Genomic DNA, 1884 nt, shown 5'->3' with positions numbered 1-1884 from the left:
TTGATATGGCATTATTTTCACACGAAGATACACAACCAATATATGGATTATCTGATATGGCTACAGAAAAAAGAAAAGATTTTTTTGAAATATTTGGCAAAATTAAAATATTTTGGATTATTTCTCCAATTGCAGTAACAATATTGTTGTCTTTTGTTTTTGGTGAAATTGCATTTGGTATTTACGGTGTGCTAATAATATTTGGTATGCCTATATTATTTATTCTAAAGTTTATACTATATTATAAAATATCTAAAATTCAAAAACAAGATAAGTATGCTAATGATGAACTTTTATGGTATAAGTTTCTTAATCAATTAGTATCTTTTTTCTTATGGTTTTTATTTATTGCATATATATCTAGTCTGTTTATTCAATTAGCTGGAGTTACAATGTTTTAAACAACCCACGCTTAAATGCGTGGGTAGTGTATTATAAACTTATATAAAGCTTCTTTTTTCTAAGTTACTAACCATATGATTACTCAAAAATAGTAATCTATGAGTATTAGAGCCTTATTTGGCTCTAAGGTTATTTAGCATCCCAGGCTAAAACTGTATTGCCAAAGGCATCAGTTGCTACATCACCCATACCCATAATATTATACCCAGCATCTACATAATGCACCTCACCAGTTACACCACTTGCAAGGTCGCTTAATAGATACATACCGCTTTTACCTACATCTTCTATGGTTACATTGCGTTTAAGTGGAGCGTTGCATTCATTCCAGTGTAAAATCATTTTAAAATCACCAATTCCGCTAGCTGCTAGGGTTTTGATAGGTCCAGCACTGATAGCATTGACACGGATATCTCTTTGACCAAGGTCATGAGCCAAGTAGCGTACAGAACTCTCAAGCGCTGCTTTTGCTACACCCATTACATTATAATGTGGGACAAATTTAGCCCCGCCAAGGTAGCTAAGGGTCAAGATAGAACCGCCACTTTTAAGCACTGGAAGCACTGCACGAGTAAGAGAGATAAGAGAATAAACGCTAGTACCCATAGCAATATCAAAAGCCTCTTTTGTAGTATTGATAAACTCACCTTCAAGAGCCTCTTTAGGAGCAAAAGCTACAGCATGCACTACAAAGTCAATCTCACCAAAATCTGCTGCAATTTTATCAGCTAGGCTATCAAGATGTTCTTGATTATTTACATCTAGTTCATAAATTAGCGAGCTACCAAGCTCAGTTGCGATTGGTTCTACTCTTTTTTTGATTGCATCATTTAAAAATGTAAAAGCAAGCTGGGCGCCTTGAGCTTTACAAGCTTGAGCAATGCCATAGGCTATACTCATTTTATTTGCTACGCCGACTATTAAACCTTTTTTACCCTCTAGAATCATTATTAACCCTTTTTGATAATATCTAAAAATTTATGAGCTTCCCAGCTAGCAGTACCGACAAGAACTCCATCACATGATTTTATCGCTGCTATTTGATCTATATTGGACGCATTGACGCTACCACCGTATAGAAGTGGAGCTGAGCATTTACTAGATATAAAATCTAAAATTTCGGCTATAAACTCAACCTTAGCGCTTTGTCCAGTACCAATTGCCCAGATTGGCTCATAGGCAATTACTAAATTTTCATAATTTAGATCAATGTTTGCTAGCTGATCGGCTAAAAACTCTTTAGTGCTTCCATTCATATGCGTAATATCATCTTCGCCAATACAGTAGATAATATCCCAGCCTTTACTTACGGCGTAGTCAAATTTCGCTTTTAAAAATGGCTCATCTTCGCCTAGGGCGCGTCTTTCACTATGACCGATCATTACAGTAGTGATATTAAGCTCCTCTAGCATTTGAGCACCTATTTCGCCAGTATATGAGCCGCTTTGTGCTGGGTAAAAGTTTTGAGCCCCTTGAGTGAAG

General features: G+C 35.9%; 3 protein-coding genes. 1 reads left to right on the top strand and 2 read right to left on the bottom strand.

Going from position 1 to position 1884, the window contains the following annotated elements; genetic code table 11:
* Positions 1-401 (top strand): hypothetical protein (locus J6V67_RS03250; protein WP_291858696.1); only part of this gene is annotated, 401 nt, incomplete at its 5' end.
* A gap of 130 nt (positions 402-531) precedes the next feature.
* On the opposite strand, the gene fabI is transcribed toward J6V67_RS03250, so the two are convergent.
* Positions 532-1350: an enoyl-ACP reductase FabI gene (fabI, locus tag J6V67_RS03245; protein ID WP_291858694.1), complete on the bottom strand. Its 819-nt coding sequence runs from the start codon at positions 1348-1350 to the stop codon at positions 532-534.
* A 2-nt stretch (positions 1351-1352) separates the two neighbouring features.
* Positions 1353-1884 (bottom strand): triose-phosphate isomerase (locus J6V67_RS03240; protein ID WP_291858691.1); only part of this gene is annotated, 532 nt, incomplete at its 5' end.

Source organism: Campylobacter sp. (assembly GCF_017646085.1).
GTDB lineage: Bacteria > Campylobacterota > Campylobacteria > Campylobacterales > Campylobacteraceae > Campylobacter.
The sequence above is the reverse complement of the archived record's forward strand: the minus strand, read 5'-3'. Positions and strand labels throughout refer to the sequence as shown.